The organism is Streptomyces sp. NWU339, from assembly GCF_003143855.1.
GTDB lineage: Bacteria > Actinomycetota > Actinomycetes > Streptomycetales > Streptomycetaceae > Streptomyces.
Genome location: NZ_QFRK01000146.1, coordinates 1 through 5,493, shown reverse-complemented (window position 1 = coordinate 5,493; position 5,493 = coordinate 1). Strand labels below are relative to the sequence as shown.

Genomic DNA, 5,493 nt, shown 5'->3' with positions numbered 1-5,493 from the left:
TTCCAGAACTGCTCGAAACCGCCGGTCCACTCGTGGACGGGCCGCAGCCCGCTGGCGTCCAGGCCGTACAGGCGCTGCTTGCCTGCCTTGCGGTCCCGCACCAGCCCGACCTCCCGGAGCACCCGCAGGTGTTTGGACGCCCCCGGCTGGGTCATCCCCAACTCCTGGGCCAACTCGGTCACCGACCGCTCACCTGCCCGCAGCAGCACCAGGATCTCTCGGCGCTGCGGCTCGGCGATCGCGTTGAAGACGTCTGACGTCGTCGCTGCTCGTGCCATGACAGCAATCATATTCCTATATCGGAATGCGTCAAGGCTGGGAATCGGGCGAGTCTTGTCGGATGACGATTGCAGGCCTCCGGCCCTGCCCAGCTATGGACGTGCGGTGAACCGCCCGTCAGGGCGCTTGTGCAGCCAGCCGCGGTCGGCAAGCTTGGTCATCTTCGCCCGCAGCGGCTCCAGCCTGCCGCGCACCGACGCGTCCAGGCCCAGCCGCTCGCCAACCCCCCTGACCTGCACCGGACCGTCCGCCTCCCGCACGATCGCCAGGATCTTGCGGTAGGCGCCCGGCAGCGCACCCTCGTCGGCCACGTCGCTGCGGTGCGGGATCAGCAGTACCGCCCGCCCGGCCACCTTCGCCGATACCGGAGCGACCGCCTCGACCTCGGCCTGGGCCTGCTCGGCCAAACGATTCAACACCCGCTCCGCGATCGCCAGTTCCTCCCGCTCGACCTGCACCTCCTGCAACTGCTTGGTCAACCGTTCGGTGAGGGCGTCCAGTTCGCTCCGGCGAGCGGTGATTCACTGCCGCTCCTGCATCTCCGCAGCCTCCCGCGGTCTCATGGCGTGCCGACCTGCTGACGGATCGTAGGCGGGGGTCGGTCACGGGCACAGCCGAACCCGGCAGACCGTCGGAACCGGACCTGCCCGATGATCTACGGCATAGACAGCAGCCGCCGACCGGCACGAGTCCCCGAATCGTCACTCACACCAGACCCGTGACCTGCGATTTCATGATGCACATCACTCAGTGCTCTCGCACCGATCCGACCTCGGGCGCACCTGCCATTACAGGCCAGTGAAAAAAGAGCACCTTTTTCCTGCGGCCATCGGAAGGCCTGGTGGGGCTCGTGATCGACCCCGTGGAACGAGCGCCCTCGTCCAATCTGCGACGAACACCGAGCATGCCCGCCGCGGTGGAACCTGCACGCTGACCCCCCGGCTGCCCTACACACCGTCTCGCCTTCGCATTTCCTTCACCCTTCACTCATATGGTGATCACGGGTTCGGTATGCTCCCCGATGCTCCATACGCACCATCAGGGGGGAACCCACATGCGCATCAGCCGTACCCTGCCCGCTGCCGCGGCCGTGGCCGCCGTCGGCGCACTCAGCCTCACCGCCGCACCGGCACACGCCGCCGAGTACTCCTCGGCCCTGAAGATCAAGGGTGTCCAGTACGACGCCCCGGGCCGGGACTCCAACAAGTGCTCGGGCGGCAACACCCACAACGAGTACCTGACGATCAAGAACTACTCGAAGACGGCGAAAGTGAACCTGAAGGGCTACGTCGTCAAGGACGCCGCCGGCAACAAGTTCACCTTCAAGAACAGCCACACCCTCGAGCCCGGCGACTACGTCCACCTGCGCGGCGGCCGCGGCACCGACTCCGACGCCAAGAACGTCGCCTACCGCCAGAACTGCAACTTCATCTGGAACAACGACAAGGACACCATCTACTTCTACAAGCCCTCCGGCGCCCGCGCCGACGTCCATGCCTACACCAAGAAGGCCAACGACCGCGACGGCAACGGCTACATCACCTACCACGGCTGAACCAGCAGCCACTGCTGCACAGCGGCGTCCCACCTGGTCTACGGATGGGACGCCGCCTGCCGCTTCCGGCCATGTGCACCTCGTGTCCGAGTTCCAGGACAGGGCGTCCTGCCGGAGTGACCTCCTGCGTTACACCAAGACTGACTGGCCCGAACTCGGACAATCGCGACCCCCAGGACGCAGTCGCTGGCTGCTGAACCGTCAACTCCCCTCCACGAGGCCGGTCTCGCACATGATGCGGTCGACGGTTTCGGTGAGGGTGCTGTCAGCTCCGATGACGGTCTCCATGCCACTGGGCAGGAGATCCCGCTCCCGGTACCAGTCACGCAGCTCCCGCTCGGTGACCTGGGCCAGATAGTCGGCATCGACCTTCGAGGCATGCCGAACCAGCGTTTCCTCGAAGAGGATGTCGAGGTAGTAGCAACGGGAGACTCCGGAGTGGTCGGCGACCAGGCCCGCGAGCATGTCGTCGTACCGGTCGGCATACAAAATGCCCTCGACCACTACGTGGTAATCGGCATCCAACGCGTAGCGGGCGACGGTATCGATCAGCCCGATGTTTGCGCCGCCGGGCACATCATGCTCCCGCAGCACGGTCCGCCTCAGGTTGTCCTGTCCGACCAGGGCCAGGCCGCGGCCGAACCGGTCACGGATCTTTGCCGCCACGCAGGACTTGCCCGACGCCGAGTTCCCTCGAACAACGACAAAGCCGAGTGATTTCACCTCCCACCATCATCCGGCCACGCTACCGACCTGCAGCTACGGCAAGTGAATCGCTCCAAGGTCGGTGGAGACTCCACCAGACCCAGGGCACATCACTCTGAAGCTGACCTCCGGCACCATCCGAGACGGGTGCCCTACGGGATCGACACACCCTTGAAACTTGGGCCGAGCCCGCGTCGTCGGCCGCGTGACGCGGCGGCCGGCAGGGAAGCCAGCGCCGCCACCACGGCCTGCGCGGTCTGCGGGGTGACCCCGGCACTGACCTGTCCGGAGGCCAGGACCCGAGCGGATGAGCCTGCTCCATGGGCGCGGAGGGCGTCCGCGAGCGCGGCAGCCGCGGTTTCGGCCGGCCCTTCGCCCGCCCCGTCATCAGCGTGCTGCGCCTGGTGGGAAACCCCGGCGCACCGGGTGAGCAGCACGGCCAGGGCCTGGGCGTCGGGCGGGTCCAGGGTCACGGTGACCAGTGCGGCACCGAGCTGGTGGACGCGATACCGGGYGARGCCATGGGCGGCGAGCGCCTGACGCAGCGCCGTGCTGGTACCGGCAGCACGTTGACCACCAGCTGCCCGGCCCTGCGGGACGGTCCCGGCGCGTGCCTGCTCAGCGYGTTCAAGGACGGCAGCCGCAGCAGCGGGTACGACGGCGAGGATCTCCGCGCACTCCGGGTCCAGCCGGGCGAGGGCGCCGACCAACACTTCCAGAGCGGCAGCCACGTCCTCCACCGCGCTTGCGCTCCACTGCGTCGGGTCGGTGGCGTCAGTTAGCTCGCACGCGGCGACGACCACCTGTTCGGCCAGCGCCCCACTCCGCCCGACTCGGTAGTCAGCTTCACGTCCCACCCAACGATGTACGGCGCACTCCGTCATGCCCGCCAAGATCACATGATGGCCGCCACAGTGAGCACGGTGCATCGTGAAAACTGCACGTCAGATGGCCTAGTGTGCGTAGGCGTCGGGAGGCTCGGGCAGGTCCGGAGCGGTAGTCCACCGACAAGGTCGTCCGTCAGCGGGCAACTTCCCGGTTCGTCAGCACCAGCAGGGCCCGCACGAGCGCAGTCGCCCACCTCGGATCCGTGCGGACCTTGCCGAGGACACGCCAGTTCTTGAGATGGGCGAAGCCGTGCTCGACCGGGGCCCGCACCGCGGCCAACGCCTTGTTGGACAGCTTCTGACCACGGGTCAGGGTCCGGTTGCGGGAGGCCTTGTAGCCGGTGATCACCGCCGGGTCGGCGTCCGGACCGGCATCGTCGAGTCCAACGAACCCCAGGTCGGCGATCGCGCCGAGACCGGCCGCCCGCAGGTGAGCGGTGAGTTTGTCGTGCCGGCAGGCAGTGATCTCCGAGGCGCGTCCCGGCCGCACCGCGGAGACCCATACCAGTCGGCCGCGGTCGTCGGTGAGAGCGATCACGAGCAGGCCGTGGCATTTGTGCTTGCCCGAATAGTTCTTCCGGTTCTTGGTCCCAGTGCGCCGCCGGGTGCGTATCAGGGAGCCGTCCCGCAGCACCACCCCGCCACCCTTTCGGGCGATCTTCCTCAGCGCGCGGTCCAGACGCGGGGCGCGGGCAGCCAGCAGACCGACGCCTTCCCGCACCCAGCGGGTGACGGTGGTGCGGTGCACCCCGTTCCCGCCGGCCAGATCGCCGGGCCGCTGGTCACAGCGCAGGACCGCCAGCACGATTCCCGCGATCTTTCCCGCGGGTTGGGCCCGCCACCGTGAGCCGATCTTCTTCAGGTGGCCGCGTATCAGGTCGGCGAGATAGTTCAGGGTGGCGCTCGACAGCGGCAGGCGGGCGGCGTGGACAAGTCCGTCAGGACCCTCGGTGAGACCGTTGTTTTTCTTCACACCAAACTCAACTGCCGCCGGGGGGCCTGCCAGTTACGCAGCTATTCACAGTTGGCCGTGGTGGCCTGCTGATTGTGCGCCGTGGGTGCTCGGGTCGCTGGGGGGAGTGGTGGCGCGGCTACCGTGGGTGCACGGCGTAGGTCAGGTGCGTCACCCGCGACGACGGCTCCGAACGGACCGGCTCCAGCGCGACCCTGGACGCGTCCACGCCCTCGAACAGGCGGATTCCGGAGCCGAACAGCACGGGCGACAGTGTGATCGAGAACTCGTCGATCAGGCCGGCGTTCACGTACTCCAGGATCGTCGCGCCGCCGCCCGCGATGCGGACGTCGCGGTCGCCGGCGGCTTCGCGGGCCTGGTCGAGCGCGGTCTCGATGCCGTCGTTGACGAAGTGGAAGGTGGTCCCGCCGGGCCGCTCCCAGGGGTCACGCTTGGTGTGCGTAACGACGAAGACCGGCGTGTGGAACGGCGCCGCCTCCGGCCACATCTGCTCGCCGGCGTCGAACATGCGCTTGCCCATGACGCTCGCGCCGGTGCGCTCGAATGTCTCCCGCACGATGTCGTTGTCGCGCCCCTCCTCGCCGCCCTCGCCCAGCTTCAGGTTCTCCCGGAAGAACCGCTGCGGGAAGATCCACTGCTGCAGTTCCATCCACTGCTGCCCCATCAAGTCCCCGAGGGACTCGGGCGCGATGAACCCGTCCAGCGACATCGACACGCTGAAGAACACCTTCCCGGCCATCAGCCCTCCGCCGCCTTCCGCACGAGGTCGGCGACGTAGGCCGCCAGGCTGTTCAGGGTCTGTCGGCCGCCCTCGATCGCGTGGTACTTCTCGACCGCCTCGTCGCGCAGCTCCTTGGTGGGGAACAGCGTGCGCATCTCGATCCGGGTCACCGCGCCGTCGGGCTCGAACGTGAGGACCGACTCGAAGGCGTTCGGGTCGCCGCGGGTCTCACCGTGGAGCAACGCGATCCGCTCCGGCGGGGCGATCTCGGTCCAGGAGATCCACTCCTGATAGTCCGTCCCGTCCGGTCCGTGCAGCACGAAGTCCCACTCCCCGCCGACGCGGAACTCGAACGCCCGCGTGGTGGTGGTGA

7 protein-coding genes and 1 pseudogene are annotated in these 5,493 nt (G+C 67.8%); 1 reads left to right on the top strand and 7 read right to left on the bottom strand.

Features of this window, described 5'->3' with window-relative positions; translation table 11 throughout:
* The coding region (locus DIZ27_RS44510; RefSeq protein ID WP_109383929.1) for a metalloregulator ArsR/SmtB family transcription factor at positions 1–278 on the bottom strand (278 nt) is incomplete at its 3' end.
* Positions 279–371: 93 nt separating this feature from the next.
* The gene (locus tag DIZ27_RS44505; protein ID WP_258308925.1) at positions 372–758 is read right to left on the bottom strand and encodes a hypothetical protein; all 387 of its coding nucleotides are present in this window, start codon (positions 756–758) and stop codon (positions 372–374) included.
* Positions 759–1,333: 575 nt separating this feature from the next.
* Here DIZ27_RS44505 and DIZ27_RS44500 point away from each other — a divergent pair.
* Entirely contained in the window at positions 1,334–1,834 is a 501-nt protein-coding gene (locus tag DIZ27_RS44500; RefSeq protein WP_109383928.1) for a lamin tail domain-containing protein, read from the top strand.
* A gap of 201 nt (positions 1,835–2,035) precedes the next feature.
* Here DIZ27_RS44500 and DIZ27_RS44495 read toward each other — a convergent pair.
* The 5 genes and pseudogenes from DIZ27_RS44495 to DIZ27_RS44475 form a co-directional block, all read right to left on the bottom strand.
* A pseudogene (locus DIZ27_RS44495) lies at positions 2,036–2,567 on the bottom strand (kinase).
* Positions 2,568–2,691: 124 nt separating this feature from the next.
* Positions 2,692–3,396, bottom strand: a complete 705-nt coding sequence (locus DIZ27_RS45485; RefSeq protein ID WP_146229160.1) for a hypothetical protein — start codon at positions 3,394–3,396, stop codon at positions 2,692–2,694.
* A gap of 163 nt (positions 3,397–3,559) precedes the next feature.
* Complete coding sequence (locus tag DIZ27_RS44485; protein ID WP_109383926.1) at positions 3,560–4,399, bottom strand: transposase family protein; 840 nt, start codon at positions 4,397–4,399, stop codon at positions 3,560–3,562.
* A 118-nt stretch (positions 4,400–4,517) separates the two neighbouring features.
* Positions 4,518–5,138 carry a dihydrofolate reductase family protein gene (locus DIZ27_RS44480; protein ID WP_109383925.1) on the bottom strand — a complete coding sequence of 207 codons (621 nt, stop codon included), beginning with the start codon at positions 5,136–5,138 and terminating at the stop codon, positions 4,518–4,520.
* A partial coding sequence (locus DIZ27_RS44475; protein ID WP_109383924.1) for an SRPBCC domain-containing protein occupies positions 5,138–5,493 on the bottom strand: 356 nt, incomplete at its 5' end. The genes DIZ27_RS44475 and DIZ27_RS44480, both read right to left, overlap by 1 nt.